Source organism: Frigoribacterium sp. PvP121, from assembly GCF_017833115.1.
GTDB lineage: Bacteria > Actinomycetota > Actinomycetes > Actinomycetales > Microbacteriaceae > Frigoribacterium > Frigoribacterium endophyticum.
Genome location: NZ_JAFIBR010000001.1, coordinates 578,377 through 604,589 on the forward strand (window position 1 = coordinate 578,377; position 26,213 = coordinate 604,589).

The 26,213-nt window shown below is 75.1% G+C and carries 23 protein-coding genes and 3 tRNA genes; 14 read left to right on the forward strand and 12 right to left on the reverse strand.

All coding sequences use genetic code 11. The annotated features are described in order from the left end of the window. Positions 1–53: 53 nt before the first annotated feature. From ftsH to tilS, 3 genes are all read right to left on the reverse strand, one after another. On the reverse strand, positions 54–2,051 hold the full coding sequence (gene ftsH / locus JOE43_RS02755; protein ID WP_209514500.1) for an ATP-dependent zinc metalloprotease FtsH: 1,998 nt from the start codon (positions 2,049–2,051) through the stop codon (positions 54–56). Positions 2,052–2,212: 161 nt separating this feature from the next. After that, positions 2,213–2,764: a hypoxanthine phosphoribosyltransferase gene (hpt, locus tag JOE43_RS02760; RefSeq protein ID WP_209514502.1), complete on the reverse strand. Its 552-nt coding sequence runs from the start codon at positions 2,762–2,764 to the stop codon at positions 2,213–2,215. A 107-nt stretch (positions 2,765–2,871) separates the two neighbouring features. Further along, positions 2,872–3,864 carry a tRNA lysidine(34) synthetase TilS gene (gene tilS, locus JOE43_RS02765; protein WP_209514503.1) on the reverse strand — a complete coding sequence of 331 codons (993 nt, stop codon included), beginning with the start codon at positions 3,862–3,864 and terminating at the stop codon, positions 2,872–2,874. Positions 3,865–3,932: 68 nt separating this feature from the next. On the opposite strand from tilS, the gene ppa reads away from it, so the two are divergent. Next, positions 3,933–4,424, forward strand: a complete 492-nt coding sequence (gene ppa, locus JOE43_RS02770; protein ID WP_192040539.1) for an inorganic diphosphatase — start codon at positions 3,933–3,935, stop codon at positions 4,422–4,424. A 69-nt stretch (positions 4,425–4,493) separates the two neighbouring features. Here ppa and JOE43_RS02775 read toward each other — a convergent pair whose 3' ends face one another. Next, the gene (locus JOE43_RS02775; RefSeq protein WP_209514505.1) at positions 4,494–5,789 is read right to left on the reverse strand and encodes a M23 family metallopeptidase; all 1,296 of its coding nucleotides are present in this window, start codon (positions 5,787–5,789) and stop codon (positions 4,494–4,496) included. A 260-nt stretch (positions 5,790–6,049) separates the two neighbouring features. On the opposite strand from JOE43_RS02775, the gene JOE43_RS02780 reads away from it, so the two are divergent. The 4 genes from JOE43_RS02780 to JOE43_RS02795 all read left to right on the forward strand — a co-directional run bounded on the left by JOE43_RS02780 (position 6,050) and on the right by JOE43_RS02795 (position 8,199). Continuing rightward, positions 6,050–6,122 (forward strand) — tRNA-Glu (locus JOE43_RS02780). Positions 6,123–6,186: 64 nt separating this feature from the next. Beyond that, positions 6,187–6,260 (forward strand) — tRNA-Asp (locus JOE43_RS02785). Between the two features lie 59 nt (positions 6,261–6,319). After that, positions 6,320–6,395: transfer RNA gene (locus JOE43_RS02790), tRNA-Phe, on the forward strand. A 274-nt stretch (positions 6,396–6,669) separates the two neighbouring features. Next, entirely contained in the window at positions 6,670–8,199 is a 1,530-nt protein-coding gene (locus tag JOE43_RS02795; protein ID WP_209514507.1) for a glycosyltransferase family 39 protein, read from the forward strand. A 75-nt stretch (positions 8,200–8,274) separates the two neighbouring features. Here JOE43_RS02795 and rocD read toward each other — a convergent pair whose 3' ends face one another. Both rocD and ddaH read right to left on the reverse strand, forming a co-directional pair. Then, entirely contained in the window at positions 8,275–9,510 is a 1,236-nt protein-coding gene (rocD, locus tag JOE43_RS02800; protein WP_209514509.1) for an ornithine--oxo-acid transaminase, read from the reverse strand. Then, a complete protein-coding gene (ddaH, locus tag JOE43_RS02805; protein WP_374072644.1) occupies positions 9,507–10,385 on the reverse strand; it encodes a dimethylargininase in 879 nt (292 codons plus the stop codon). Before ddaH ends, rocD begins: the two co-directional genes overlap by 4 nt. A 104-nt stretch (positions 10,386–10,489) precedes the next feature. On the opposite strand from ddaH, the gene JOE43_RS02810 reads away from it, so the two are divergent. Beyond that, on the forward strand, positions 10,490–10,927 hold the full coding sequence (locus JOE43_RS02810; protein ID WP_056057962.1) for an Lrp/AsnC family transcriptional regulator: 438 nt from the start codon (positions 10,490–10,492) through the stop codon (positions 10,925–10,927). A 10-nt stretch (positions 10,928–10,937) separates the two neighbouring features. Here JOE43_RS02810 and JOE43_RS02815 read toward each other — a convergent pair whose 3' ends face one another. Further along, complete coding sequence (locus tag JOE43_RS02815; RefSeq protein WP_209514511.1) at positions 10,938–14,495, reverse strand: proline dehydrogenase family protein; 3,558 nt, start codon at positions 14,493–14,495, stop codon at positions 10,938–10,940. A 59-nt stretch (positions 14,496–14,554) separates the two neighbouring features. Here JOE43_RS02815 and JOE43_RS02820 point away from each other — a divergent pair, with 59 nt between their 5' ends. After that, on the forward strand, positions 14,555–15,052 hold the full coding sequence (locus JOE43_RS02820; RefSeq protein ID WP_209514513.1) for a MarR family winged helix-turn-helix transcriptional regulator: 498 nt from the start codon (positions 14,555–14,557) through the stop codon (positions 15,050–15,052). Positions 15,053–15,111: 59 nt separating this feature from the next. Here JOE43_RS02820 and JOE43_RS02825 read toward each other — a convergent pair whose 3' ends face one another. After that, the gene (locus JOE43_RS02825) at positions 15,112–16,077 is read right to left on the reverse strand and encodes a DNA-3-methyladenine glycosylase (protein ID WP_209514515.1); all 966 of its coding nucleotides are present in this window, start codon (positions 16,075–16,077) and stop codon (positions 15,112–15,114) included. 72 nt (positions 16,078–16,149) lie between these two features. On the opposite strand from JOE43_RS02825, the gene JOE43_RS02830 reads away from it, so the two are divergent. Further along, complete coding sequence (locus JOE43_RS02830; protein ID WP_307803207.1) at positions 16,150–16,860, forward strand: GntR family transcriptional regulator; 711 nt, start codon at positions 16,150–16,152, stop codon at positions 16,858–16,860. 134 nt (positions 16,861–16,994) lie between these two features. On the opposite strand, the gene JOE43_RS15405 is transcribed toward JOE43_RS02830, so the two are convergent. Beyond that, a complete protein-coding gene (locus JOE43_RS15405; protein WP_307803208.1) occupies positions 16,995–17,666 on the reverse strand; it encodes a GntR family transcriptional regulator in 672 nt (223 codons plus the stop codon). A gap of 159 nt (positions 17,667–17,825) precedes the next feature. Here JOE43_RS15405 and JOE43_RS02840 point away from each other — a divergent pair, with 159 nt between their 5' ends. After that, positions 17,826–18,311, forward strand: a complete 486-nt coding sequence (locus JOE43_RS02840) for a pyridoxamine 5'-phosphate oxidase family protein (RefSeq protein ID WP_056057979.1) — start codon at positions 17,826–17,828, stop codon at positions 18,309–18,311. A gap of 33 nt (positions 18,312–18,344) precedes the next feature. On the opposite strand, the gene JOE43_RS02845 is transcribed toward JOE43_RS02840, so the two are convergent. Then, positions 18,345–19,025, reverse strand: a complete 681-nt coding sequence (locus JOE43_RS02845; protein ID WP_209514516.1) for a hypothetical protein — start codon at positions 19,023–19,025, stop codon at positions 18,345–18,347. Positions 19,026–19,153: 128 nt separating this feature from the next. Here JOE43_RS02845 and JOE43_RS02850 point away from each other — a divergent pair, with 128 nt between their 5' ends. The 5 genes from JOE43_RS02850 to JOE43_RS02870 all read left to right on the forward strand — a co-directional run bounded on the left by JOE43_RS02850 (position 19,154) and on the right by JOE43_RS02870 (position 23,730). Continuing rightward, positions 19,154–20,179 (forward strand): 6-phosphofructokinase, encoded by a 1,026-nt coding sequence (locus JOE43_RS02850; RefSeq protein WP_056057987.1) that lies wholly within the window; start codon positions 19,154–19,156, stop codon positions 20,177–20,179. Positions 20,180–20,252: 73 nt separating this feature from the next. Further along, complete coding sequence (locus JOE43_RS02855) at positions 20,253–21,224, forward strand: MDR family oxidoreductase (protein WP_209514518.1); 972 nt, start codon at positions 20,253–20,255, stop codon at positions 21,222–21,224. Between the two features lie 191 nt (positions 21,225–21,415). Further along, complete coding sequence (locus JOE43_RS02860; protein WP_209514520.1) at positions 21,416–22,105, forward strand: GntR family transcriptional regulator; 690 nt, start codon at positions 21,416–21,418, stop codon at positions 22,103–22,105. A gap of 93 nt (positions 22,106–22,198) precedes the next feature. After that, complete coding sequence (locus tag JOE43_RS02865; RefSeq protein WP_209514522.1) at positions 22,199–22,891, forward strand: GntR family transcriptional regulator; 693 nt, start codon at positions 22,199–22,201, stop codon at positions 22,889–22,891. Continuing rightward, positions 22,888–23,730, forward strand: a complete 843-nt coding sequence (locus tag JOE43_RS02870; RefSeq protein WP_209514524.1) for an ABC transporter ATP-binding protein — start codon at positions 22,888–22,890, stop codon at positions 23,728–23,730. The genes JOE43_RS02865 and JOE43_RS02870 overlap by 4 nt, the downstream gene beginning before the upstream one ends. 102 nt (positions 23,731–23,832) lie before the next feature. Here JOE43_RS02870 and hemL read toward each other — a convergent pair whose 3' ends face one another. Together hemL and hemB are read right to left on the reverse strand one after the other, a co-directional pair. After that, positions 23,833–25,170 carry a glutamate-1-semialdehyde 2,1-aminomutase gene (hemL, locus tag JOE43_RS02875; protein WP_056058004.1) on the reverse strand — a complete coding sequence of 446 codons (1,338 nt, stop codon included), beginning with the start codon at positions 25,168–25,170 and terminating at the stop codon, positions 23,833–23,835. Beyond that, positions 25,170–26,159, reverse strand: a complete 990-nt coding sequence (hemB, locus tag JOE43_RS02880; protein WP_209514527.1) for a porphobilinogen synthase — start codon at positions 26,157–26,159, stop codon at positions 25,170–25,172. The genes hemL and hemB overlap by 1 nt, the downstream gene beginning before the upstream one ends. Positions 26,160–26,213 lie beyond the last annotated feature (54 nt).

Here is a 26,213-nt window from a genome sequence, read left to right on the forward strand (position 1 = left end):
CCAGGCTACCGACCGGGGCGGGAGCTCCACACCGCCCCGGTCGGGTGGCCCGCTCAGGCCGTGGCGATGCCGGGAGCGGTGCGCGGCGGGCGCTTGCGGGTCGTGAGGCCCTCGGGCTCCGGCTCGGAGCCGACCCCGCCGTCGACGGCGTCGGCGTCGACGGGTGCCTTCGTCGGCATCGGGATCGCGGGGCGGTCCGACACGGGGCGCTTGTCGCTGGAGAGCCACTGCGGGCGCTCGGGCAGCTTCTTGACGTCCTTGAAGATCTCCGCCAGCTCGTCGTGGTCGAGCGTCTCCTTCTCGAGGAGCTCGGCGGCGAGGTGGTCGAGGATGTCGCGGTTGTCGTTGATGACGGCCCAGGCCTCGTCGTGCGCCTGCTCGAGCAGCACGCGCACCTCGGCGTCGACGGTCTCGGCGATCGTCTCCGAGTAGTCGCGCTGGCCCATGTCGCGGCCCATGAACTGCTCGCCCGAGCCCTGGCCGAGCTTGACCGAGCCCACCTTGTTGCTCATGCCGAACTCGGTGACCATCTTGCGGGCGGTGCCCGTGGCCTTCTCGATGTCGTTCGAGGCGCCGGTGGTCGGGTCGTGGAAGACGAGCTCCTCCGCGACGCGGCCGCCCATGGCGTAGGTGAGCTGGTCGAGCAGCTCGTTGCGGGTCACGCTGTACTTGTCCTCCAGGGGAAGCACCATCGTGTAGCCCAGGGCACGGCCGCGCGGCAGGATCGTGATCTTCGTGACCGGGTCGGTGTGGCGCATCGCCGCGGCGGCGAGGGCGTGGCCGCCCTCGTGGTAGGCGGTGATGAGCTTCTCGTGGTCGTTCATGATGCGGCTGCGGCGCTGCGGGCCGGCCATGACGCGGTCGACGGCCTCGTCGAGGGCGCGGTTGTCGATCAGCTGCGCGTTCGAGCGAGCCGTCAGGAGAGCGGCCTCGTTGAGCACGTTGGCCAGGTCGGCACCGGTGAAGCCCGGCGTCTTGCGGGCCAGCACCTCGAGGTTGACGGAGGCGGCGAGGGGCTTGCCCTTGCCGTGCACCTCGAGGATCTGCTTGCGGCCGTCGAGGCCCGGGGCGTCGACGCCGATCTGGCGGTCGAAGCGGCCGGGGCGCAGGAGGGCGGGGTCGAGGACGTCGGGACGGTTGGTCGCCGCGATGAGGATGACGTTCGTCTTGACGTCGAAGCCGTCCATCTCGACGAGCAGCTGGTTCAGGGTCTGCTCGCGCTCGTCGTTGCCGCCGCCGACGCCGGCTCCGCGGTGGCGGCCGACGGCGTCGATCTCGTCGACGAAGATGATGGCGGGCGAGTTCTGCTTGGCCTGCTCGAAGAGGTCACGCACGCGGCTGGCGCCGACGCCGACGAACATCTCGACGAAGTCCGAGCCGGAGATCGAGAAGAACGGCACGCCGGCCTCGCCGGCGACGGCGCGGGCCAGCAGGGTCTTGCCGGTGCCGGGAGGGCCGTAGAGCAGCACGCCCTTGGGGATGCGCGCGCCGACGGCCTGGAACTTCGCGGGCTCCTTGAGGAACTCCTTGATCTCCTCGAGCTCCTCGATGGCCTCGTCGGCACCGGCCACGTCGGTGAACATGACCTGCGGCGTCTCCTTCGACGCGAGCTTGGCCTTGGACTTGCCGAACTGCATGACCTTGCTGCCGCCGCCCTGCATCGACGAGAGCAGGAACCAGAAGATGGCGCCGATGATCACGAAGGGCAGGAGGACGCTCAGCAGCGACAGGAACCAGTTGCCCTGGCTGACGTTGTCGTCGAAGCTCTCGAGCTTCGCGTCGTCGACCGCCTGGACGACCTCGTCGCCGCGGGGGGTGGCGTAGTAGAACTGCTGCTGCTCGTCGCCGTCCTTCAGGACGAGGTCGACGCGCTGCTCGTTGCTGAAGATGGTCGCCGAGGCGACCTTGTCGTCGTTCAGAGCCTCGAGGCCCTTCTGGGTCGACACGCGCGTCGAGCCGGAGGCGCTGATGACGCTCCAGCCGATCCCGATGCCGAGCACCGCGATCACGACGTAGATGATCGGTCCGCGGAAGAGTTTCTTGAGGTCCATGTCAGTACGGGCGGAGCCCGACACCTTTCTGCAGGGAGAACGTGAGGGAGAGGTTACCTCGCGTCCCCTCGGGGGCTGGTGGGTGTTCGCTCTGAGCGGTCGGGGAGCCCCTCACTGGGGCCACGGCCCCCGTCGGGCCCTCACCACGGCCCGGGGCGGGCTCAGCTGTAGACGTGGGGCGCCAGCACCCCGACGCCGCGCAGGTTGCGGTACTTCTCGTCGAAGTCGAGGCCGTACCCCACGACGAAGTCGTTGGGGATCTCGTAGCCGACGTACTTGACGTCGACCTGCACCTTGGCGGCGGCCGGCTTGCGGAGCAGGGCGAAGATCTCGACGGAGGCGGCGCCGCGGCTCTTGAGGTTCTCGAGCAGCCACGAGAGGGTCAGGCCCGAGTCGATGATGTCCTCGACGATGATGACGTCGCGACCGTGCAGGTCGGTGTCGAGGTCCTTCAGGATGCGCACGACGCCGGACGACTTCGTCCCCGAGCCGTACGACGACACGGCCATCCAGTCCATCGGCGCGTTGAGCTTGAGCTCGCGCGCGAAGTCGGCCATCACCATGACGGCGCCCTTGAGCACGCCCACGAGCAGCGGGTCACGGCCGGCGTAGTCGGCCTCGACCTGGCGGGCGACCTCCGCGATCTTCGCGTGGATCTGCTCCTCGGTGTAGAGGACGCTGGTGAGGTCGCCGTCGATGTCGCTGAGTTCCATGGGCGCGCGTTCTCCTGAGGGGTCGGGGATGACGGGGTGGGGGCGACGACGTCAGAGGTGACGACGTCGGGGGCGAGGGGCGGCGGCGCTGGTCGAGCGGCCGGGCCTCAGGCGGTGCCGGCGGCGCTGAAGTGCAGCACGCCCCCGGTGCGCTCCACTGTAACGCCCGGCAACGAGACGGCTCCCTGGCCGTGCCAGTCGGTCACGAGGCGCGCGACCTCGAGGGTCTGCGAGCGGCTGAGGACGACGCCGAACTCGCCCTCGACGGCCAGCCGGATCAGGCGCTGCCGCAGCGCGGCCGGGTCGGCCGCGAGCGCGCGGACGTCGAGCGAGATGCCGGCCTCGGCGTGGTCGGCGACCTCCTCGGCCTGCTCCTCGGCGAAGTGGTCGAGCGCCTCGGAGTCCTCGCGCAGCTGCGCCGCGGTGCGGACGAGCGCCTCCGCGACTCCGGGTCCGAGCTCGCGCTCGAGCACCGGCAGCACGATCTGGCGGACGCGCACGCGGGCGTACGACGGGTCGTCGTTGTCCGGGTCGAGCCAGGGGCTCAGCCCGAGGTCGGCGCAGGAGGCGCGGGTCGCCTCCCGCCGGACGGCCAGCAGCGGCCGTCGCCACGGCCCCCGCACCGCATCCATCCCGTGCAGGCTGGTGGGCCCGCTCCCCCGCGCGAGGCCGAGCAGGACGGTCTCGGCCTGGTCGTCGAGGGTGTGGCCGAGGAGCACCGCGACCGCACCGGTCTCGGCGGTGACCTCGCGCAGGGCCCGGTAGCGCGCCTCCCGGGCTGCCCCCTCCGGCCCGCCCTCGACGCCGACGGCGACGCGTCGGACGACCACCGGGTCGAGCCCGAGCGCCGTCGCCTGGGCAGCGGCCGCGGCGGCCACCTCGGCCGACCCGGCCTGCAGCCCGTGGTCGACGACGACGGCGCCGGCGCGCAGCCCCGCCCGGGGCGCCTCGAACGCGGTCGCCGCGGCGAGCGCCAGCGAGTCGGGGCCGCCGCTCAGGGCGACGAGCACGAGGGAGTCGGCAGCCAGGTCGCCGAGGGAGCCTCGGACGGCCCGGCGGACGTCGGCCATGGCGGGGGTCAGACGTGGTCTGTCGGGCATCTTGTAACGTTACCGGCAGCCGCCGACCGGTCTGGTCGGCACCCCCCACGACTGAACCAGGAGCACCCATGGCCGCGTACGACGCCGTGATCGAGATCCCCAAGGGAAGCCGCAACAAGTACGAGGTCGACCACGAGACCGGTCGCGTCTACCTCGACCGCGTGCTCTTCACCGGCTTCGTGTACCCGACCGACTACGGGTTCTTCGAGAACACCCTCGGCCTCGACGGCGACCCCGTCGACGTGCTCGTGCTGCTCGACTACCCGCTCTTCCCGGGCGTGGGCGTGAAGGTCCGCCCCGTGGGCGTCTTCAACATGACCGACGACGGCGGCAGCGACGCCAAGGTCATCGCGGTGCCCGCGAAGGACCCGCGCTGGGAGCACATCCAGGACGTCACCGACGTGCCCGAGTACCTCCGCAAGGAGATCGAGCACTTCTTCGAGCACTACAAGGACCTCGAGCCCGGCAAGTGGGTCAAGACCGAGGGCTGGGGCGACGCCGCCGAGGCCGAGGCCATCGTCGAGGCCGGCATCGTGAAGCTGGCGGCCGAGGGCCACTGACCCGCACCCGCCGACCGCGCGACGGAGGGCCCGACACCTGCAGGTGTCGGGCCCTCCGTCGTCGTGGCGCTAGAGGCGGATGCCGCGCTGCGCCATGAAGTCGACCGGGTTCTGGGGCGTGCCGCCGACGCGCGTCTCGAAGTGCAGGTGGCAGCCGGTCGAGTTGCCGGTCGAGCCGACGTGGCCGATCTGCTGGCCGACCTCGACGTGCTGGCCGACGCTCACCGTGATGCCGCCGTTCGGCTGGTGGCCGTAGCCGGTGGTGACGCCGCCGCCGTTGTCGAGCAGGACGAAGTTGCCGTAGCCGCCGTACCAGCCGGCGTAGCTGACCGTGCCGCTCGTCGCCGCGAAGATGGGCGTGCCGCAGGCCGCGGCGAGGTCGGTGCCCGCGTGCAGGATGTAGGCGTGCGTGACCGGGTTGACCCGCATGCCGAAGCCGCTCGAGATGTTCCCGCCCGAGGGGCGCGTCCAGCCCGAGCTCGAGACGACGCCGGTGGGCGTGCCGTTCGTGGGGCTGCCGAGGCGGGCGGCCTCCGCGGCGGCGGCGGCCTCCGCGGCCTTGCGCTCGGCCTCGCCCTTCTCGAACTCCTCCTTGGTCGTGGTCAGGTCGGACTGCAGCACCGCGAGCTGCGCCTCGAGGGCGTAGCGGTTCGTCTCCTGCTCGTCGAAGGCGTCGGCCGCCGCCTGGGCGGCCTCGTTGGCGGCGGCGAGGGCGTCCTCGGCCTCCGCGGCGAGCACCTTGAGGGCCGCGGCCGCGACGTCGGCCTGGTCGCTGAGCGACTGCGCCGTGTTGCGGTCCTGCGTCGCCTGCGAGTAGATGCCGTCGGCCTGCTCGGTGAGCTTCGACATCGCACCGATCCGGTACAGGAGCTGGCCGGCGTCGCCCGGGTCGGCGATCAGGCTGCTGCTGATGTCGTTGCCGCCCGACGACCGCCCGAGCTGCGCGGCGAGCTGGCCGGCGCGCTCCTCGCTGGCGGCGGCGACGGCGTCCGCGGCGTCGGCCTGGTCCTGCAGCTGGCCGAGCTTGAACTCGGCCTGGTCGTAGGCGGTCTGCGCCTCCTCGTAGGCGGTGCCCTTGGTGACCGCGTCGGCGTTCTTCGTGTCGAGGTCGGTCTGCAGCTGCTCGAGGAGGCCCTGCACCACGACGATCTCGGCGGCCTTCGCGTTCGCGTCGCCCTGGGCGGCCTGGACGTCCTCCCACGACGGGTAGTCGGCGGCCCGCGCGGGGGCGGGGACGGCCATGACGCCGCCCGTGACCACGAGCGAGAGGGCGGCCACGACGAGGGCGAGGCGGACGGCCCGGCGGTCGCCGCTCATCACGGGGCGACGGCGGGCACGCAGCCGACGGGGGGAGATCTGGATCATGGGACTTCACCGGTTCGTCGTGGTCGAGGCGCCGTGCGGCTCCGCCCGGCCGGGCGCAGGGCCGTCGCGACCAAGCATCAAGGACAGGTCGAACCTAGCTCCCGCTCCCCGCTCCGAGCGAGACCCCCGTCGGTGTGGCGACGGCGCGTCGGGGTCGTGAGGGACCCTCCGGACCGGGGAGGCGCCTCCCCGGTTTGCATCGCGGCCGCGGGTTGCGTATGCTCCTTCTTCGGTTGCTCTGTGATCTTCCGAGATCACTCGGCCCCATCGTTTAGTGGCCTAGGACACCGCCCTTTCACGGCGGCAGCACGGGTTCGAATCCCGTTGGGGTCACGGTTCCAGCAATGGCTCCGAGTCCGGTAGCATCGTCCACGGAGACACCACGCACCACAAGTTTGGCCCTGTAGCGCAGTTGGTTAGCGCGCCGCCCTGTCACGGCGGAGGTCGCCGGTTCAAGTCCGGTCAGGGTCGCAGAGACGGGTCACCCCGTCCGAGAGGCACCGCCTCTCAGTAGGAGCTCCGGCTCCCTCGGCTGGGTAGCTCAGTTGGTAGAGCGTTCGACTGAAAATCGAAAGGTCCGCGGATCGACGCCGCGTCCAGCCACCACGAAGCCCCCGGCCCCGCCGGGGGCTTTCTCGTTCTCCCCGGGGCCGTCGCGGCTCCTGCTGCGCTCTCTCGCGGCTCCTCCCGCGCCCGCTCTCGGCCCGCGCTCGCTCGCGGCGCGACGTGCCGGAGGGGCACCCGGTAGCATCGGACGACCGTCCCCGCGCCCGACGAACCGAGAGGTCCACGGATCGATGCCGTGCCCAGCCGCCGAGAGCCACGCCGAGGGCCTCGCCGCCGCGGGGCCCGGCTCCGCTGACCTCCGGGCCGCCGTCGCGTGAGCATCGGGCACGACCCCGCGGTCGCACACCCCCGCAGCCGCTGGCTCGACCCCGTGGTCGCCGGCCTGGCGGCGTTGCTGGTGGGCGTCGCGGCGGCGTGGGTGCCGTCGTACTGGAGCGACGAGGCGACCACCCTGCAGGCCGCCCGCCTGCCCCTCGGCGCGCTGCTCGAGTTCACCCACCAGCGCGACGCCGTTCACACCGCCTACTACGTGGCGATGCACGCCTGGACGGGCCTGTTCGGCGAGAGCACCCTGTCGACCCGCCTGCCGAGCGCCCTCGCGGCGGGGGCCGGCGCGGCAGGCCTGCTCGTGCTCGTGCGGATGCTGACGACGCGCACGACGGCCGTCCTCGCCGCCGGCATCTACGCGGTGCTGCCCCGGCTGACCCTCGAGGCGGCGGAGGCCCGGCCCTACGCCCTCACCGCCGCGCTGGCCGTCTGGGCGACCGTCCTCGTGCTGGTCGCCTCACGGCGGCAGAGCCGGTGGTGGTGGGTCGCCTACGGCGCCGGCCTCGCGGCGTGCATCGCCGTGTTCGTGCCGATGGCGTCGATCGTGCTCGTGCACGGCGCCTTCCTGCTGCTCGCCCCGGCTCAGCGACGTCGCCGGGGAGCCCGCCACCGCCTCCTCGGCTGGTCCATCTCGACCGGCGCCGCGCTGCTCGTCACCGCCCCCGTGATCGGCACGGTGATCCGCGAGCGCACGCGGCTGCTGGGCGACGGCGACCCCGCGACCGGCTCCGAGATCACCTGGTACTCGGTGCTCGTCGAGCCCTGGTTCGCGACCTCGGTGGCCTACGCCGTGCTGGGCGCCGGGCTGCTCATCCTGCTCGGCACGCGCCTCCGCGACCGCTCGCGGACCCCCGGCAGCGTCGTGCTGCTCGGCGCCCTCTGGGTCGTGGTGCCGACCGGCCTGATGCTGCTGGTCGGCCTCGCGATCGCCCCGCTCTTCCAGGCGCGGCTGGTGGCGTGGTCGGCGCCGGGCATGTGCCTGCTGCTGGCGGTCGCCATCACGGGGTTCCGGCGGCGGTGGGTCAGCATCGCCCTGATCGCCCTGCTCGTCGCGGCGTCGGCGCCGACCTACGTGCTGCAGCGCCTGCCCACCGGGAAGGGCGGCGGCGCCGACCTCGCCCAGGTCGCCAGCTACGTCGAGCAGCAGGCGCGCCCGGGCGACGCCTTCCTGCTCGACGCGACCGGGATCGTCTCGACCCGGCCCCGCCAGGCCCTCTACGCCTACCCGCAGCGCTTCTCGGGGCTCGACGACGTGGCCTTCGTCAGCTCGGGCATCGCCGCCGGCCGGTTCACCGACGAGACCCTCCAGCTCGACGACGCCGACGACCGCGCCGAGCTCTCCGAGCGCCTCGCCGCCACCGACCGGGTCTGGATCGTGCGACGCCAGGTCGACGTGCTGACCGACGGCGACCGCGAGCTGCTCGAGGGGCTCGGCTTCGCGAACGCCCAGGAGCACCGCACGGGGCGGAGCGTCGTCTACCTCTTCGTCAAGCCCGAGGGGCGCGCGGGCGGCTGAGGCCGGGCCTGACGGGCCCGGGCGGGCTGACCGGGCCCGGGCGGGCCCAGCCCACCGGCCCGCCCGGCGACCCGCTCAGGCGCGGAGGTCGCGCAGCACGGCCCCGAGCGTCGACACGAGCTCGTCGACCTCGGCCTCCGTGATCACCAGGGGCGGGGCGAGTCGGATGGTCGAGCCGTGGGTGTCCTTCGCGAGGACGCCCCGGCGCATGAGCTCCTCGCAGACCGCCCGCCCGGTGCCGACCGCGGGGTCGATGTCGACGCCCATCCACAGCCCGGCCCCGCGCACGGTGACGACGCCCTGGCCGACGAGCGCGTCGAGGCCCTCGCGCAGGCGGGCGCCGAGCCGCGCGGCGCGCTCCTGCCACTCGCCGGTCGCGAGCATCCGCACGACGGCGAGGCCCACGGCCGCCGCGAGCGGGTTGCCGCCGAACGTCGAGCCGTGCTCGCCGGGCCGCAGCACGCCGAGCACGTCGCGGTCGCCGACGACCGCGCTGACCGGCACGACGCCGCCGCCGAGGGCCTTGCCGAGCAGGTAGAGGTCAGGCACGACGTCGACGAGGTCGCAGCTGACGGTCGCTCCGGTGCGGCCGAGGCCCGACTGGATCTCGTCGGCGATGAACAGCACCCGGCGCTCGCGCGTGATGCGGCGCACCTCGGGCAGGTAGTCGGCCGGCGGCACGACGACGCCCGCCTCGCCCTGGATCGGCTCGAGCAGCACGGCCACCGTGTCGTCGTCGATCGCGGCCTCGAGCGCGGCGGAGTCGCCGTAGGGCACCGTGACGAAACCGGGCGTGTAGGGGCCGAAGTCGGCCCGCGCCTCCTCGTCGTCCGAGAAGCTGATGATCGTCGTGGTGCGGCCGTGGAAGTTGCCCGACGCCACGATGATCTTCGCGGCCCCCGGCCGCACGCCCTTGACGCGGTAGCCCCAGGCGCGGGCGACCTTGACGCCCGACTCGACGGCCTCGGCGCCGGTGTTCATCGGCAGGACCATCTGCTTGCCGAGCAGGGCGGCGAGCTCGGCCGCGAACGGTCCGAGCTGGTCGTTGTGGAAGGCCCGGCTGGTGAGCGTCACGCGGTCGAGCTGGTCGCGGGCAGCCGCGACGAGGGTCGGGTGGCCGTGGCCGAAGTTCACGGCCGAGTAGGCGGCGAGGCAGTCGAGGTAGCGGCGGCCGTCGACGTCGGTGACCCAGGCGCCCTCGGCGGTCGCGACGACCACGGGCAGCGGGTGGTAGTTGTGGGCCAGCGCGGCGTCCTCGACGGCGATGGCCGCCTCGGTGGGGCCGGAGGCGCGGGTCGTGTCGATCGTCATCGTCGCAGCTCCAGGGTGCAGCACTTCACGCCGCCCCCGCCGAGCAGCAGCTCGGAGAGGTCGACGCCGACCGGCTCGTAGCCCCGCTCGCGCAGCTGTCGCGCGAAGCCCGTGGCCTTCTCGGCGATCACCACGTGGAGGCCGTCGCTGTAGCTGTTGAGGCCGAGGATCGTCGCGTCGTCGTCGCTGACCAGGACGGCGTCGGGGAACCGCTCGCGCAGCACGGCCAGGGAGGGCTCGTCGAAGGCGCTCTCGAGGTAGGCGATGTTCTGGTCGCCGCCCTCGACGGGCTCCGGGTCGAGCACGGCCACCGCCGTGTCGAGGTGGTAGAACCGCGGGTCGACCAGGGTCAGGCCGACGACCTCGCGGCCCGTGACCCGGGCGAGCTCGGCGTGCGAGTCGGACGCGGTGCGGAAGCCCGTGCCGGCGAGGATGACGTCGCCGACGAGGAGGAAGTCGCCCTCGCCCTCGTTGACCTCGACGGGCTCGGCCACGCGGAGGCCGGCCTGCCGGAACCACTCCATGTAGGCGGGGCCCTCGGGCTGGCGCTCGGGGTAGGTGAACTTGGCGCCGTAGGCGACGCCGTCGAGCACGAAGCCGCCGTTGGCCGAGTAGACCATGTCGGGCAGCCCGGGGAGCGGGTCGATCAGCTCGACCTCGAAGCCGAGCCGGAGGTAGGTCTCGTACAGTGACTCCCACTGCCGGACGGCGAGCGACGTGGAGGTCGGCTTCGAGGGGTCCATCCACGGGTTGATGCGGTAGCTGACCGTGAAGTGGTCGGGCCGGCACATCAGCACCGTGCGGCGGGAGGCCCGTCGCGTCGGCGCGGGCGAGGCGGCTGCGGAGGGCTGGGCGGTGGGGGCTGCGATGCTCACGCCAGCCAGTGTCACACGCAGCCTGCGCATCATGGACGCTCAGTACGCACTTAAGTTGCGCACGCACGGCCCGCCGCGCAACTTTCTGGCGTAGGATGCCCGATGTGGACAACCTCGACTACGGCATCATCGACCTGCTGCGCCAGAACGCCCGCGCGGGCTACGGCGACATCGGCTCGTCGGTCGGCCTCAGCGCCTCCGCCGTGAAGCGGCGCGTCGACCGGCTGGTGGCCGACGGGGTGATCAAGGGGTTCACGGTGCAGGTCGACCCCGCCGTCGACGGCCTCGGCACGGAGGCGTTCGTCGAGCTCTTCTGCCGGGGCACCGTGTCGCCCGCCGAGCTGCAGCGCATCCTCAGCACCGTGCCCGAGGTGGTCGACGCGGGCACCGTCACCGGGAGCGCCGACGCGATCGTGCACATGCGCAGCCGCGACATCCCGTCGCTCGAGGAGGCCCTCGAGCGCGTGCGCAACGCGCCGAACGTCGACCACACCCGCAGCGCCATCGTGCTGTCGAAGCTGATCAGCCGCCAGCCCGCGTAGGGCGCCGCGCCTAGAGGCGCAGGTCGCGGAACGCGGGGTCGACGTGGCCGGCGCGGTGGGTGACGACCGCGACCGCCTGCTCGCGCACGAAGGGCAGCAGCTCGACCCGCCCCTCCTCCGTGACGTCGCCCGCGTGCACGACGACGTCGAGGCTGCCGCCGACGGCCGCGGCGAGCGCCCGCGGGTCGCCGCCGACCAGCCGGACGACAAGGTCGCGGTAGCGAGCCACGGCGTCGGGGTCGGCGGCGGGCAGGTGCCCGTCTCCCCGGGCGTCGCGCGCGACGGCGCCCGCGGCCCCGGCGTCGACCTCGTCGGGGCCGCCCTCCGCCGCGTCGGGCTCCGCCGCCCGGGCGAGCAGCTCGAGGTCGTCGAGGGGGTCGGGCCGGCCGCCGCCGCGCTGCAGCAGGCCGGCGGCCGCGCGGGCGCGGAACGCGTCGTCGCCCTCGACGACGATCTCGCCCACGCGGAGCGGGGCCCCGGGCGCCCGCACGAGCTGGACGAGCGCGGCCGGCAGGGGCACGGGCGAGCTCACGTCGACCGGGGCGCCCGCCCGCGCCGCCGCCACGAGGAGGCGCACCAGGTCGGCGAGGTCGCCGTCGGACGAGAGGCGGACGACGACCGGGCGGGCCCGGTGCCGCAGCACGACCCTCTCGACGCCGGCCCCGGCGGCCTCCCGCGGGGCGAAGACCGCCTGCCAGGCCTGCTCGTCGGAGACGGCGCCCGACCGCACGCGGTCGAACTGCTCGAACGACAGCCCCGAGCGGGCGGCCTCGATCACCGCCACCACCGCCTCCGACAGGCCGGTGAGGCGCAGCGACGCCTGCGGCTCGCGCGGCACGCTCCACCACCGGCCCTGCGCCACCACGGCGTCGGCCCCGGTCGGCGAGACCATGCCCACCGACGAACGGCCCCAGCCCGCCGCCGGCTGCCGACGGGCGGCGACGTCGGCGGTGCTGCCGTTCACGACGAGGGCACCGGCGTCGGTGCGCCGCACCCACCGGGCCACCTCGTCGACGTCGCGCGAGGCGACGGCGGCCACGTGGCCGCCGCCGAGGGCGGTCTGGTGGGCGAGGGCCTCGTCGAGCGTGGCGACCCGCACGACGCGCAGCAGCGGGCCCCGGACGGCCGCGTCGACGACCCCCGGCTCGCCGACGCCCTCGACGACGCCGAGCGACCACAGCGCGCCCTCGTCGTCGAGCTGACGGGGCTCGACCAGCCAGCGGTCGCCCTCGCGCAGCGTCGTGAGCGCGGCCCGCAGAGCCGGCCCGGCGGGCTCGACGAGCGGGCCGAGGCGGGTCGAGAGGTCGTCGGCCCGCCCGACCTGGAGGCTCGAGACGGCGTCGACGAGCTGACGGCGCAGGCGGGGGTCGTCGCCGGCCGAGCCGACGAGCAGCACGTGGCTGGTCGCGACGCGCGAGCGGCCCGCGCCGGCGACGGCGCCGCGCACGATCGCGTCGACGGCGAGGTCGACGTCGGCGCTCGGCGTGACGACGACGACCCCGGGGGCGTCGAGCCGGGCCGTGAGCGGCAGGTCGGGCCGCCACGACCGGAACAGCCGGGCCGTCTCGACCGAGCCGGAGAACACGACGCGGTCGACGGCGGGGTGCACCACGAGGTCACGACCGAGGTCGTCCTCGTCGAGCTCGGCGAGCGCCAGCAGCTCGGGGGGCACGCCGGCCGCCCAGAGCACCTCGCAGAGCACGGCGGAGGTGCGCCGTGCGCGGGGGTCGGGCTTCAGCACGACGCCGCTGCCGGCGGCGAGCGCCGCGGTCGCGCCCTCCGCGGGCGCCGCGAGGGCGGCGGCGGCGTCCGAGACCACGACCGTGAGCCGAGGAGGCGCCCAGCGCGCCCCGGTCACGCCCTCGAGGCCGCGCGCGAGGGCCGCGTGCCGGCGCGCCGCGTCGACCACCTCGCTGACCTGGTGGTCGGCCTCGCCGACCGTGGTGCCCGTCTCGGCGACCAGCACCTCGACCAGGGTCGTGCGGGCGGCGGCGAGGGCCGCGGCGGCGCGGTCGAGCAGCTGGGCCCGCGTGGCCGGCTCGGCGTGGCCCCACAGGACGCCGGCCTGGGCGGTGCGGGAGACGACCTCCTCGAGGGCGTCGTGGTCGAGCACGCGCGAGCGGCCCACCGTCTCCACGCCCGCGTGCGACGTCGCGGTGCGGGCCAGGACGCGACGCGCGGCCCGTCGGCTGCGCTCGAGGGCGGGGTCGGTGTCGCCGACCCCGCCGTGCCCCGGCGCGGCGGGCCGGGTGACGAGGTCGTCGCCCCGGGCGGCGAGCGCCGCCGCCGCGAGCCAGCGCTCGACGGCCGTGTCGAGGTCGGCGCCAGCGGCCTGCGACGACTCGCTGAGCCGGTGCAGCAGCCACGGGACGGCCGCGTCGGGCTCGGCGTGCGGCGCGACGGGCACGTGCAGCACGAGCCCGCCGGCCTCGGCCAGCACGGCGTCGGCCTCGGGTTCGCCGAGCTCCGCCTCCAGGTCGAGCAGGTGCGTGACCTCGCGGGCGCGGGCGAGGGTCCAGGCGTGGGCGAGGTCGAGCCGGCCCCGGGCGGCGACCGCGACGTGGGCGACCTCGGCGTGGGCGGGGCGGAGCGCCCAGTCGAGCACGCGGTGGTGGGCGGCGTCGGCCTCGACCGGGGCCGGCGGCGTGGCGGCGGCCCAGCCGTGGCGGTCCGCCTCGGCGACGGCGGACGACGGGTCGCCGCCGGCCGAGAGCCGGACCCGGATCGGGGCGCCGCCCCGGGCGACCCGGCCGCGGGCCCAGTCGGTGAGCAGCTGCAGCGAGGGCAGCGAGTCGGGCAGGCCGGTGGGCAGCGCGACGCCGGCGACGAGGTCGTGCAGGTGGGGCTGGTCGAGGATGCGCGTGAACACGTCGATGGTGAGGTCGAGGTCGGCCGAGCTGGTCACCTCGAGGGTCACGAGCCGGGCGGGCTCGGCGGCCAGGGCCCGCTCGTACAGCGGCGTCAGCCGCTCGACCGCGAGCGCGCTGGTCTCGTCGACGGCCCACGGCGAGGTCGGGCCGACGACGGCGTCGACGGTCGTGCGGACGCCCGCGACGTCGTCACGGCCGAGGACGGCGGTCAGCTCGGCCAGCCGCCGGTCGGCGCCGGCCCGGCCGAGCACCGCGGGCCCCAGCACGCTGACGTCGAGGCTGACGCCCTCGCGGGCCCGCAGCGCGGCCAGGGCGGCGCCCAGCTTGTCGGGGGCGGCGTCGACGACCAGGTGCTGCAGCGTGCGGCGGAGCGCCTTCCGCGCCACGCCGATGACCGACCGGGGAGCCAACGGCCCGAACCCGCCCGCGGCCGAGACGGCGGCGCGGAGGTGCCAGGGCAGCGTCGACGGCATCGAGCGGCTCAGCGCGTCGAGCGTGCGGGCCGCGACGGCGGGGTCGGCGGCACCCAGGACGCCGTCGACGACCGCGATGCTGAAGGCGAGCCCGTCGGGGTCGCGGACGACCGCGGTGAGGCGCGCCGCGTCACGGTCGGCGGGGGACGCGGCGGCGGCCGCGGCCCAGCGACGCGCCGTCTCGACGGTCTGCTGCGGGAGGTCGGCGGCGCGCAGATCGGACATGAGCAGAGGATATGCCGCGCCGCCGACCCTGCCCTGGCACGCGTCCCTATGCTGGGCCCATGCCCGACCCGCTCACCGACGACGACTGGGCCGTCTGGGACGAGTTCTACGCGATGCGGCGCCGTCTCGACCGGGCCCTCGAGCTCCGGCTCCACCACGACTCCGGCGTCTCCGCCCCCGAGTACGAGATCCTCGTCGGGCTCGGCCGCAGCTCCGACCGTCGGCTGCGCGTGCGCGACATCGCCGAGCAGATCGGCTGGGAGAAGAGCCGCGTGAGCCACCAGGTCACCCGCATGGAGAGGCGCGGCCTCGTGCGGCGCTCCGACTGCTCGTCGGACGCCCGCGGCACGTGGGTCGAGCTCACCGCGGACGGCCGCCGGGCCATGCTCGCCGCGACCCGTGGCCACACCGAGGCGATCCGCCGCTACTTCGTCGAGGTGCTCGACGACGACGCGCCCGTCGTCCGCGGGTTCTCGCAGCGCGTCCTCGCGGCGATCGGCGACGACGCCTCCCCCGACGCCCCCGCGCCCGGGGCGGCCGACGCGCAGCCCTGCTGAGCTGAGCCCTCGCTCGCCCCTCGCCCCTCGCTCGCCCCTCCCTCGCCGGGCCTGCCGGCTCAGTGCGAGCGGTGGTCCTGGATCGTCATCCGCGGGCCGAACTTCGGCTTCGAGAAGCCGCTGCCCGTGATCAGGCGCACCACCCGGCCCCGGTGCCCCCGCCAGGGCTCGAGCAGCTCGAGCATGCCGTCGTCGTCGACCGGGCTCCCGACGAGGGCCCAGCCCACGAGGGCGGCCAGGTGGTAGTCGCCGACGCTGGGCGCGTCGGGGTCGCCGTGCGCGCGCTGCATCGTCTCGGCGGCCGTCCACACGCCGACGCCCGGCACGGAGCGGAGCCGGCGCTCGACATCGGCGCCGCCGCGACCCAGCGCGACGGTGCGCTCGAGCGACGCGGCGACCGCGCAGACCCGCATCACGGTGTCGGAGCGCTGCGGGCCGACGCCGGCCCGGTGCCACTCCCAGCTGGGCACCCGACGCCAGGTGGCCGCGTCGGGCGGGACGGTGAGGCCCTCGGGCGCCGGCCCGGGCGCGGGGTCGCCGTGGCGGCGCACGAGCTCGCGCCAGGCCCGCCAGGCCTCGCGGCTCGTCACCTTCTGCTCGAGCACCGCGGGCACGAGCGACTCGACGACCAGGCCGGTGCGGGAGAGCCGCAGGCCCGGGGCCCGGTGCCGCGCGGCGGCGAGGAAGGCGACCCCCGACACGTCGAGCCCCGACCAGTCGTCGCCCTCGCCGAGCATCTCGGGCACGGAGGCCAGCAGCCACTCGGCGCCGGGCCCCCAGGTCGCCGCGTGCACGCCGTCACGGCCGGAGGTGAGGCAGAGGGTGGCCGCGCCCGCCGGGGTGCGGACGGCCCGCCACAGCTGCTCGCCGACCACGCGCCACGCCGGGTCGCCCGCGCCGCGCGCGAGCGGCCGGAGGGTGGCCCGGACGTCGACGGGGGCCTCGGGCGACCAGGTGCTCTCGAGCGGTGCGGCGCCGTCGCCCGGCCCGGCGCCGGGGGCGTCGAGGGCCGGTGAGAGCGTCATGCGGCGATGGTAGGCGACGGCGCCGACATCTCACCCGCGACACGGCCGACCATGAGACGTATGATGTTCCACGTGTCCGACGACGGAGGAGCCATGCCTGTACCTGAGCGACCCACGCGCGGCCCGCGCCGACTCCTCCGCGACCTGACCTTCGAGTCGGTCCTCGGCGCGATCGTCGACGGCACGCTGCGGCCCGGCGAGCGCCTCTTCGAGGACGACATCGCGACCTGGCTGGGCGTGTCGAAGACCCCGGTGAAGGAGGCGCTGGCCCGGTTGGCCAACCAGGGCCTGGTCGAGATCGAGGCGAACCGCTTCACGCGCGTCGCGCCGGCCACGGCCGCCGACCTGCTCGACTCGCTCGAGCTGCTCGGGCTCCTGCACGGCGTGGCCCTGAGGTCCGCGGGCGACGCCGACCCGGGCGAGGTGTCGCGTCTCGCCGCCACGGTCGTCCGGGTGCTCGACCGACCCGGGGCCACGTGCTCCGACCTGCTGGCCGCGACGGGGGCCTTCCTCCCCGTCTCGGGCAACCCGCTCGCCCGGCAGGCCTCAGAGCCGCTGCAGAACCGCACGGCCTTCCTCTCGCGCCACCTCGCGCTGCCCCTCGGCTCCCCCTCGCTCGCCGCTCCCGTGGCCGAGCTGCGCCGCGCCCTCGACCACCGCGAGTGGTGCGCCGCGGGCGACGCGGTCGTGACGCTGCTCAGCCGTCGCACGCTCGAGCCGCTGCTCGGCAGCGTGCCCGCCCCCGAGCTCGTCGCCACCGGCCGCCACCGCACCTCCCGGTGACGCGGGCACGGGCGCTCGCGCCGGCGGCCCCTCGGGCGGGCCGCTCGGGCAGACCGCTCAGGCGGGCAGCCCGGGCAGGCCGCTCGCTCAGACGGCCGCTCGGGCAGCCCGGTCAGCCCGCTCGTACAGCCCGGTCAGGCCGCCAGGGACGCGACCGCGCGGTCGTCGAGCCGCTCGAGGGCCGCGCCCCAGGCTCCGAGCTCCCCCGCCTCGACGGCGCCCCGGGCGGCCGAGAGCCCCGGCACGAGACGGCCCGCGTCGGCCTCGCCCGGGGCCCTCGAGGAGTGGTGTCGCAGCAGCAGGCCGAGGTGCTCGAGCACCGCGCCGAGCGACCGGTTCGCCGAGAACGCGGCGAGCGCGGCGCCCACCTCGCACAGGGTGGTCGTGACCGCGGCCGCCGCCTCGGGGGCGTCGGCGCGCACCTCCCGACACCGCGCCTCCCCCGCCTCGAGGGCTCGGAGCAGCCCGGCCCGGCCGACGGGCTCGGCCGCGGCGACGTCGGCGTCGGCGAGGGCCCAGAGCCCCCAGGTGGTGCGCACGAGGTCGGCCAGCAGCTCGGGGCGGGCCGGCGCGATGCGCGTCATCCGGTTCGAAGTGGTCTCGACCAGCCCCAGGTCGCCCAGCCGCGCGAGCGCCATGCGGATCGGGGTGCGCGAGACGCAGAGCCAGGCCGAGAGGTCGTGGTCGCGGATGCGCTCCGCCGGCTCGAACGTGCCGTCGAGGATGGCCTCGAGCAGCCGGTCGTACACCTCGTCTCGGTGCAGGCGGCGGGGGATGCGCATGGTCGTCGTGGTGGGGACCGGCACGGGGACCTCCTCGATGTACAGAACTGGAGTTCCACGGTAGGGCATGTATGCCCTCCGGCGCGAGGGGGAGGGCCGAGCCGACCGGATCGGCGCCGCTCCGGGGTACGACGCGGCGGTCCCTGGGAGGGGCGGCGCGCCTCCCCGGGTACCTTCGGCGCCATGACCGAGACCAACGACATCCGCCGCGTCGCCGAGGTGCTCGACGCCGCCCGCATCGGGATCCTCACCACCCAGAGCGCGCGCCAGCGCCTCGTCAGCCGCCCGCTCGCCGTCGTCGACCGCGAGTTCGACGGCAAGGTGTACTTCTTCACCCCCGACCCCTCGCCCAAGGTCGACGACATCAAGGCGCACCCCCACGTCAACGTCGCCGTCGAGACGGGCAAGGGCTGGCTCTCGCTCGCCGGCGAGGCCTCGATCGTCAAGGACCGCGCCCTGATCGACGAGTTCTGGAGCGCGGGCACCGAGGCCTGGTTCGACCAGGGCAAGGACGACCCGACCGTCGCCCTCATCGAGGTCGACGTCGAGACGGCCGAGTACTGGGTCAGCAACGAGCCGAAGGCCGTGACCTTCCTCAAGTACGCCAAGGCCGCCGTGACCGGCGGGCACCCGCAGAACATCGCCGACACGGGCACCGTCGCCCTGTAGGAGGCGCGGCGGGGGTCGACAGGGCCGGCCCGGTCAGTCGCAGGTGACGCCGCGGCCCTGGCCGTCGACGTACTCGCCCGGCCCGAGCTGGGCGCAGGTGGACGAGAGCCGGGCCACGTAGTCGAGGGCGGAGACGCCCGCGACGAGGCCGACCACGATCATGACGCTCGAGACGACGAGGCCGACGCGGGCCAGGGCGGCCGACGCCCCCGCCGCCGCGGCCCGACGGGCGGCCACGAGGCCGAAGACGAGGCCGAGCGGGGCCGCGAAGACCCCGAAGACGACCGAGGCGACGGCGAGCCCGCGACCCTCGTCGGCGCCGTCGCGCGGCCGCGCCGGCGGGGGCCACTCGTCGTCGCCGACGGCGAAGTACGAGCCGACCCCGGGGGCGGCGGGGGCCGGCCAGGTGAGGGCGTCCTGGGCGGACGAGGCCTGCGGCGCGGCGGCCTGCGGGGGCGCGGCCTGCGGGGGCGCGGCCTGCGGGGCCCACTGCGCCGCCGGGGTCGTCGCGGCGGGCTGCGGGAACGGCTGCGCGTACTGCTGCTGTTGCGGGAACGGCTGCCCGCCCCAGGCCTGCCCGCCCCCGCCCTGCCCGGGCGCCCCCTGCCGCGCGGGCGGCGGCTGCACCTCGGCGCGCGGCCGCTGCTCGCCGGGCGCCGGGCGGGCGAAGCGGGCCCAGGGCGACGGGGGCCGCGGGGCGGGCTGGTCGGTCATGGGCACGAGGCTAGCAACCGCGGCCGACGACCACCCCGGCCGTCGGGGCTGCCGTCGGGCCGCGGGTGCGCCATGATGGGACCGATCTCGGCCGGCCCGACGGGCCCGACATGCGACGGAGCAGCGCGATGCGAATCGGTATCCTCACCAGCGGCGGCGACTGCCCCGGCCTGAACGCGGTCATCCGCGGGGCCGTGCTCAAGGGCACGACGATCCACGGGCAGGAGTTCGTCGGCTTCCGCGACGGCTGGCGCGGCGTCGTCGACGGCGACGTCATGCCGCTCACGCGGAAGGAGATCCAGGGCATCGCCAAGCAGGGCGGCACCATCCTGGGCACGAGCCGCACCAACCCGTTCGAGGGCGACGGCGGCGTCGCGCGCATCAGCGAGGTGATGGACCGCTTCGGCATCGACGCCATCATGGCGATCGGCGGCGAGGGCACCCTCGCGGCGGCGAAGCGCCTCACCGACGAGGGCCTGAAGATCGTCGGCGTGCCGAAGACCGTCGACAACGACCTCGGCGCCACCGACTACACGTTCGGCTTCGACACGGCCGTGCAGGTCGCCACCGACGCCATGGACCGCCTGCGCACCACGGGCGACTCGCACAGCCGCTGCATGGTGGCCGAGGTGATGGGCCGGCACGTCGGCTGGATCGCGCTGCACTCGGGCATGGCCGCCGGCGCGCACGCCATCCTCATCCCCGAGCAGGCCACGAGCATGGACCAGATCGTCGCCTGGGTGAAGGCGGCCTACGACCGCGGCCGGGCGCCGCTCGTCGTCGTCGCCGAGGGATTCGTGCCCGACCACGAGAGCGACGCGCACTCCGAGCGGGGCCTCGACGCGTTCGGGCGCCCGCGCCTCGGCGGCATCGGCGAGCGCCTCGCTCCGGTGATCGAGGAGCGCACCGGGATCGAGACCCGCGCGACGACGCTCGGCCACATCCAGCGCGGCGGCACCCCCACCTCCTACGACCGCGTGCTGGCGACCCGTCTCGGCATGGCCGCGAGCGACAGCGTCGTGGAGGGCCGCTGGGGCCGCATGGTGGCGCTCCGCGGCACCGACATCGTCCACGTCTCGTTCGAGGAGGCCCTCGACAGCCTCAAGACGGTGCCGCAGCACCGCTACGACGAGGCCGCCATCCTCTTCGGCTGAGCGACCGCCCGGGAGGCGCCCCGTCGCCGGGCGGGGAGGGCCGCGCCCCAGCCCGCGCGCGTAGCGTGTCGCCATGCGCGCCGTCGTCGTCGAGAGTGACCGCCCCGCCTCCGTGCGGGAGATCGAGCAGGAGTTCCTGGGCACGGGCGACGTCGTCGTCGACGTGGCCTGGTCGAGCCTGAACTACAAGGACGGCATGGCCCTGGCGGGCGACCCCGGCGTCGCCCGCACCCTGCCGCTCGTGCCGGGCATCGACCTCGTGGGCACCGTCGTGACCACCGCCTCCCCCGCCGTGTCGCCGGGCGACCTGGTCGTGCTGAACGGCGCGGGCATCGGCGAGAGCCGGCACGGCGGCTTCGCCGAGCGGGCCGTGGTCGACGCGGGCTCGCTCGTGCTCGTGCCCGAGGGCGTCTCCGCCCGGCAGGCGGCCGCCATCGGCACCGCGGGCTTCACCGCGATGCTCAGCGTGCTGCGGCTCGAGCGCGACGTCCGCCCCGGCGACGGCGAGATCGTCGTGACCGGGGCCGCGGGAGGCGTGGGCTCGGTGGCGATCGCGCTGCTGAGCCGTCTCGGGTACTCGGTCACCGCCTCCTCGGGTCGCGTCGACGAGCTGGGCGGGTACCTGCGCGGCCTCGGCGCCACGACGGTCGTCGACCGCTCCGAGCTCGCCGAGGGCGGCCGCCCCGTGCAGCGCGCCCGCTGGGCCGGCGGGATCGACTCGGTGGGCAGCACGACCCTCGCCTCCGTGCTCGCGCAGACGCGGTGGGGCGGCACCGTGACCGCCTGCGGGCTCGCGCAGGGCGCCGACCTGCCGACCTCGGTGCTGCCGTTCATCCTCCGCGCGGTGTCGCTCGCGGGCGTCAACTCGGTCGACGCCCCGGTCGAGCTGCGGCGCGAGGCGTGGGCGAGGCTCGCGACCGACCTCGACCTCGACCTGCTCGACTCGATGACGACCGAGGTGGGCCTCTCGGAGGTCGTCGAGCTCGGCCCCCGGATCGTGGCCGGGTCGGTGCGCGGCCGGACCGTCGTCGACGTGCGGCGCTGAGCGCTCGTCACGAACTCGCGGCGTGGGGTCGCACGACGGGCCCGACCGCGCTAAGGTCGTGTGAAGTACCGGATACCCGATACGTCCTCGTACATGGTGGTGCGACATGCGCCTCGACCGGAGCCCCCGGCCCCGGCAGGGGCCACGAGCCCGTCGCACCGCCACTCCCGCCCCCGAACAGGAGCACCCGGATGCCGATCCCCACCCTGACCGACCAGCCGCCCGCCCCCCGCCGCCTGCTGCGCGACGTCGTCTACGACAAGATGTTCGACGCGATCATCGACGGCACCCTCGAGTTCGGCGAGCGCCTCAACGACGACCAGCTGGTCGCCTGGCTCGGCGTCTCGCGCACGCCCGTGCGCGAGGCCATCGCCAAGCTCGCCGACCAGGCCCTCGTCGACATCGAGGCGAACCGGTACACGCGCATCGTCGCGCCGACCTTCGCCGAGTTCACCGACACCGTCGAGACCGGGTACCAGGTCTGGGCCCTCGTCGCCGAGCGCGGCGTGCCCGCCCTCACGAAGGAGCAGCGCAAGGAGGTGACGGCGATCCTCGACCGCCGCCTCACCGCGTTCTCGAAGCGCAAGCCCGAGGACGTCGCCGACCTCGTCCGCATGAACGAGCTCCTGCTCGACGCCTCCGGCAGCTCGTCGCTCCGTCGCCTCTGGGCGGCGACCGGGCCGCGCCTCCTGCTCGTCCTCCGCCGCCCCGCGACCGACGGGCTCTACCCGTGGGAGCAGGCCACCGAGCTGACCCGCGGCCTGCGCGACGCGGTCGCGGCCGGCGACGGCGAGGCCGCGGCCCGCCTCGTCCGCGAGCAGCCGGCCTCGTTCGGCGCGTACTTCGACGAGGTCTCGGGCAGCGGCATCTACGCTGCGTGACCTCCGGGGCGGCCCCGCGACGAGCAGGGCCGCCCGACCGGCGCCGACCCGCGCCTCCCCCGCACCACCAGCACCCTGCAGGAGCGAGACCCGATGCCCATCCCCGTGCCCGACGCCGTCCCCACCCCCCGACGCCTGCTGCGCGACGTCGTCTTCGACCGCCTCGTCACCGCGATCGGCGACGGCACGCTCGAGTTCGGCGAGCGGCTCAACGACGACCAGCTCGTCGCGTGGCTCGGCGTCAGCCGCACCCCCGTGCGCGAGGCGATCGCGAAGCTGGCCGAGCTCGGGCTGGTCGAGATCGAGGCCAACCGGTACACCCGCGTGGTGACGCCGACGGCGGAGCTCTTCGAGGACTGCTCGACCACCATCCTGGGCCTCTGGTCGCTCGCGGCGACCCGGGGCGTCGCGACGATGAGCGACGCCGACGTCGCCGAGATCACGCGCCTCGCCGAGCTGCGCCTGAGCGACGGCGTCGTCGAGACGCCCGAGTCGATCGACGCCATGTTCGCGCTCTTCGACGTGCTCATGCGCGCGGCCGGGAGCCCGACGCTGCTCGCCTGCGCCGAGCCCGTCTCACGCCTCACCACGGTGATGTTCCGCCGTCTCGCCGAGAACTCGGCCTACCCCTGGCAGCTCGGCGCCTCGACGACGACCTCCGTGGCCGAGGGCGTCGCCCGGCGCGACGCCGAGGCGGTCGCCGGCCTGCTGCAGCGGCAGTCGACCGCCCTGGCCCCGTTCTTCGCGGCGGTACGGGAGACCGGCTTCTACGCCGCGCAGGCGTGACCGAGGGCCTCGCCGGCGCACGCCCCGGGCCGGTCGGCGCAGCCCCGCTCGTCCTCGCCGTCGAGCACGTCCGCGTCACGCGTCAGGGCCGCGACCTGCTCGACGACGTCTCGCTGCACGTGCGGGCCGGTGAGCACTGGGCGCTGATCGGCCCGAACGGCGCCGGCAAGACGACGCTGCTGACGCTCGCGGGCGCCCTCGGGCACCCCACGAGCGGCACCGTCGATGTGCTCGGCCACCGGCTCGGGCGCGTCGACCTGCGCGAGCTCCGGCAGCACGTGGGCCACGTCGACCCGCGCCACCGCATGCTCGGCGACGCGACCGTGCGCGAGGTCGTGCTCACGGGGCTGACGGGCAGCAGCGACCCCGTGGCGCGGTGGCGGCCCACCCCGGAGCAGGAGGCGCGCGCCGACCTGCTCACCGCCTCCGTCGGGCTGGAGTCGCGGCGCGAGGGGCTCTGGAGCGTCCTCTCGCAGGGTGAACGCGGCCGGGCCCTCATCGCCCGCGCGCTGCTCGTCGAGCCGGCCCTGCTCCTCCTCGACGAACCGGCGACCGGCCTCGACGTCGCCGCGCGCGAGCACCTGCTCGACACCGTCGACGCCCTGCGCACCGCGCACCCGGAGGTCGCGTCGGTCACCGTGACCCACCACCTCGAGGACCTGCCGGCGAGCACCACCCACGCGCTGCTGCTGCGCGACGGCCGAGTGGCGGCGTCGGGCCCGGCCGACGAGGTGCTCACGTCGGATCTCGTCTCGGCGGCCTTCGACCACCCGCTGGCGATCGACCGCGTCGACGGGCGCTGGCGGGCGCGCTCCCGGCCGCGGGCCGCGACGAGGTGACCCGACCTGGGCCCTCGACCGGGGTCGGGGCGCAGATCGGGTCACTTCGGTGAGCGCGGCGTCCGCGGCGCGCGCGGCGCGCGCCGCGGACGCCGCGGCGCGCTACGCGGTCGCGGCGGCGGCCGCCCGCGCGGCGGCGGGCAGCGCGTCGACGATGCGCGACACGGCGGCCTCGTCGTGCGCCGCCGTCACGAACCACGCCTCGTAGACCGACGGCGGCAGCGAGACCCCCGCGTCGAGCATCGCGTGGAAGAACGGCGGGTAGCGCCAGGTGTCCTGCGCGCGCATGTCGTCGTAGTCGACCGGCGTCGTGTCGGTGAAGGCGAACGAGAAGAGCGACCCGGCGCGCTGCACCGTGTGCGCCACGCCCTCCGCCGACAGGGCCGACGAGACCTCGGCCGACAGCTGGTCGGCGAGCGAGTCGAGCTTCGCGTAGACCTCGGGGGTCGCGAGCCGCAGCGTCGCGATGCCCGCGGCCACGGCGACGGGGTTCCCGCTCAGGGTGCCCGCCTGGTAGACCGGCCCCAGCGGGGCGAGGAAGTCCATCACCTCGGCGCGGCCGCCGAGCGCGGCGAGCGGCAGGCCGCCGCCGATGACCTTGCCGAAGGTGACGAGGTCGGGCTCCCAGCCCGCGCCGTCGGGCACGACCTGGGCGGCCTCGAGGCCCCACCAGCCAGCGGGCCCGACCCGGAACCCGGTGAGCACCTCGTCGACGATCAGCAGCGCGCCGTGGCGCTTCGTGATCTCCGACAGGCCGCGGTTGAAGCCGCGCACCGGGGGCAGCACGCCCATGTTCGCCGAGGCCGCCTCGACGATGACGGCCGCGATGCGCGGGCCGTGCTCGTCGAACACGGCGCGCACGGCGTCGAGGTCGTTGTAGGGCACGACGAGGGTCTGGGCGGCCGTCTCGGCGGTGATGCCCGCCGAGCCCGGCAGCGACAGGGTCGCGACGCCCGAGCCGGCCTCGGCCAGCAGCGAGTCGGAGTGCCCGTGGTAGTGCCCGGCGAACTTCACGAGCAGGTCGCGCCCGGTGTAGCCGCGGGCCAGGCGGATCGCCGTCATGGTCGCCTCGGTGCCGGTCGACACCATGCGGATCTTGCCGATCGGGTGCGCGTCGCCGACGGCCACGCGCTCGCGCACGAGCTCGGCCAGCTCGGTCTCGCCCGGGGTCGACGCCCCGAACGACAGGCCGCGCGCCGCCGCCTCCTGCACGGCCCGCACCACCTCGGGGTGCGCGTGGCCGAGGATGGCCGGGCCCCACGAGGCGACGAGGTCGACGTACTCGCGCCCCTCGGCGTCGATCACGTGGGGGCCGCGGGCTCCGACGAGGAAGCGGGGCGTGCCTCCCACGCTGCCGTAGGCGCGAACCGGCGAGTTGACCCCGCCCGGGATGGACTGCTTGGCGCGGGTGAAGTAGTGGTCGTTGCTGTGGTCGCTCATCAGAGGTGCCCCTTCCGGAGGCGCGTGGCCAGGTCGGTCGCCCAGTACGTCAGGATCGTGTCGGCTCCCGCGCGCTTGATCGACAGGACGCTCTCGTACGAGGCGGCGTCCGCGTCGATCCAGCCGTTCGCGGCGGCGGCCTGGATCATCGCGTACTCGCCGCTGATCTGGTACGCCCAGACCGGCACGGGGCTCATCGCCGCGGTCTCGGCGAGCACGTCGAGGTAGCTCATCGCGGGCTTGACCATCACGATGTCGGCCCCCTCGGCGAGGTCGAGCTCGACCTCGCGGATGCCCTCGCGGCCGTTCGCCGCGTCCTGCTGGTAGGTGCGACGGTCGCCGACGAGGGTCGACTGCACGGCCTCGCGGAACGGGCCGTAGAACGCCGAGGCGTACTTGGCGGCGTAGGCGAGCAGCGCGGTGCCGCCGTGGCCGGCGTCGTCGAGGGCCTCGCGGGCCGAGCCGATCTGGCCGTCCATCATGCCGCTCATGCCGATCAGCTCGCTGCCGGCGTCGGCCTGCACGACCGCCATCTCGTCGTAGCGCGCGAGCGTGGCGTCGTTGTCGACCGAGCCGTCGTCGGCGAGCACGCCGCAGTGGCCGTGGTCGGTGAACTCGTCGAGGCAGAGGTCGGTCTGCACGACGAGGGCGCCGCCGGCCGCGTCGGCGGCGACGCGGGTCGCGACGTTGAGGATGCCCCGCGGGTCGGTCGCCCCCGACCCTGTGGCGTCCTTCTCGAGCGGCACGCCGAAGAGCATGACGCCGCCGACGCCGGCCTCGGCGGCCTCCTCGACGGCCCGGGGGAGGCTCGCGAGGCTGTGGTGCACGACGCCCGGCATCGAGCTGATCGGCTGGGGCTCGTCGATGCCCTCGCGCACGAACATCGGCAGCACGAGGTCGGCGGGGTGCAGCCGGGTCTCGGCGACCAGGCGGCGCATGGCGGGGGTCGCGCGGAGGCGACGGGGGCGGACTCGGGGGAACTGCGACATGGTCCTTCTCGGGTGATCAGGTGCGGGGGCCGGTGCCGCGCTCGTGGCGCGGAC

Coding starts and splice junctions, on each gene's coding strand:
- JOE43_RS02855 (WP_209514518.1), top strand. CDS start 20,253: ATGCGCGCCGTCGTCGTCGAGAGTGACCGCCCCGCCTCCGTGCGGGAG.
- ftsH (WP_209514500.1), bottom strand. CDS start 2,051: ATGGACCTCAAGAAACTCTTCCGCGGACCGATCATCTACGTCGTGATC.
- hemB (WP_209514527.1), bottom strand. CDS start 26,159: ATGTCGCAGTTCCCCCGAGTCCGCCCCCGTCGCCTCCGCGCGACCCCC.
- JOE43_RS02860 (WP_209514520.1), top strand. CDS start 21,416: ATGCCGATCCCCACCCTGACCGACCAGCCGCCCGCCCCCCGCCGCCTG.
- ppa (WP_192040539.1), top strand. CDS start 3,933: ATGGCCGCGTACGACGCCGTGATCGAGATCCCCAAGGGAAGCCGCAAC.
- JOE43_RS02820 (WP_209514513.1), top strand. CDS start 14,555: ATGCCCGACCCGCTCACCGACGACGACTGGGCCGTCTGGGACGAGTTC.
- JOE43_RS02865 (WP_209514522.1), top strand. CDS start 22,199: ATGCCCATCCCCGTGCCCGACGCCGTCCCCACCCCCCGACGCCTGCTG.
- JOE43_RS02825 (WP_209514515.1), bottom strand. CDS start 16,077: ATGACGCTCTCACCGGCCCTCGACGCCCCCGGCGCCGGGCCGGGCGAC.
- tilS (WP_209514503.1), bottom strand. CDS start 3,864: ATGCCCGACAGACCACGTCTGACCCCCGCCATGGCCGACGTCCGCCGG.
- JOE43_RS02850 (WP_056057987.1), top strand. CDS start 19,154: ATGCGAATCGGTATCCTCACCAGCGGCGGCGACTGCCCCGGCCTGAAC.
- rocD (WP_209514509.1), bottom strand. CDS start 9,510: ATGACGATCGACACGACCCGCGCCTCCGGCCCCACCGAGGCGGCCATC.
- JOE43_RS02845 (WP_209514516.1), bottom strand. CDS start 19,025: ATGACCGACCAGCCCGCCCCGCGGCCCCCGTCGCCCTGGGCCCGCTTC.
- JOE43_RS02815 (WP_209514511.1), bottom strand. CDS start 14,495: ATGTCCGATCTGCGCGCCGCCGACCTCCCGCAGCAGACCGTCGAGACG.
- JOE43_RS02840 (WP_056057979.1), top strand. CDS start 17,826: ATGACCGAGACCAACGACATCCGCCGCGTCGCCGAGGTGCTCGACGCC.
- hemL (WP_056058004.1), bottom strand. CDS start 25,170: ATGAGCGACCACAGCAACGACCACTACTTCACCCGCGCCAAGCAGTCC.
- hpt (WP_209514502.1), bottom strand. CDS start 2,764: ATGGAACTCAGCGACATCGACGGCGACCTCACCAGCGTCCTCTACACC.
- JOE43_RS02775 (WP_209514505.1), bottom strand. CDS start 5,789: ATGATCCAGATCTCCCCCCGTCGGCTGCGTGCCCGCCGTCGCCCCGTG.